This window comes from Pseudomonas sp. IPO3749, from assembly GCF_013386605.1.
In the GTDB taxonomy this organism is placed as follows: domain Bacteria; phylum Pseudomonadota; class Gammaproteobacteria; order Pseudomonadales; family Pseudomonadaceae; genus Aquipseudomonas; species Aquipseudomonas azotoformans_A.
Genome location: NZ_JACARN010000105.1, coordinates 1 through 763, shown reverse-complemented (window position 1 = coordinate 763; position 763 = coordinate 1). Strand labels below are relative to the sequence as shown.

The 763-nt window shown below is 54.9% G+C and carries 1 protein-coding gene; it reads right to left on the bottom strand.

Features of this window, described 5'->3' with window-relative positions; translation table 11 throughout:
• Positions 1 to 763: transposase (locus tag HX812_RS29720; RefSeq protein ID WP_178949144.1), on the bottom strand; the 763-nt coding region annotated here is incomplete at both ends.

The window sequence follows — 763 nt, the reverse complement described above, 5'->3', positions numbered from 1 at the left end:
TTAAATCTGGCTGGTATTCGCTCTGGTTTTTCATCAGAGCGAATGCCACTCGACACAGCTTGCGAGCGAGGATCACCAGGGCCTGGGTTTTTGCCGGGCCTCGCGCTAGGTACGACTCATAAAATGGTTTCCAGGTAGCCGACCGGCAAGCAGCCATTGCCGCATTGTGAGCCAGGCGCCGTAACTCTGAATCGCCCTTTTTGCTCAAGCGACGAGTACCGTTCTTTTTCCCTGAGTCTTTTGACCTCAAGTCCATTCCCAAAAAGGCAATGAACGCATCACCATTGGCGAATTCACCCCGCATGAACGCGGTCGCCAAGCCGGTAGCGGTAAGATCGCCGACGCCCTCAATGGCTTTGCAGCGCTTGATGTTTTCGACGATTCCGGCCTCTTTGCTGACTTTGTGCAATAGCTTTTGAATCGCCTGCTCGGCTTGTTTGAACGACTTCAACTGCTTGGCCAGCTCATCCTTCAACAGCGGCTCGCTCGACCAGCTCAGCGTCAGGCTCACACGCCAGCGAATAAGTTCTGCGCGTCGATGCAGCAAGCTTTTCAACACCTTGTAGGCGTGCGGAGGTGGGCTCCAGAGACGCAGTCTCGCTTGCTCACTGGATAAGTAACGGGCCAGCAGGCGGGCATCACAAGGGTCGGTTTTCGCACGCTGGCCAACACTTTCGCGGTAGTGGCTAAGCCGATAAGCATCGACAACGTAAACGCGATGCCCTATTTCATGGGCCAGCTCGACGGTGTCCAAGTGATAAAT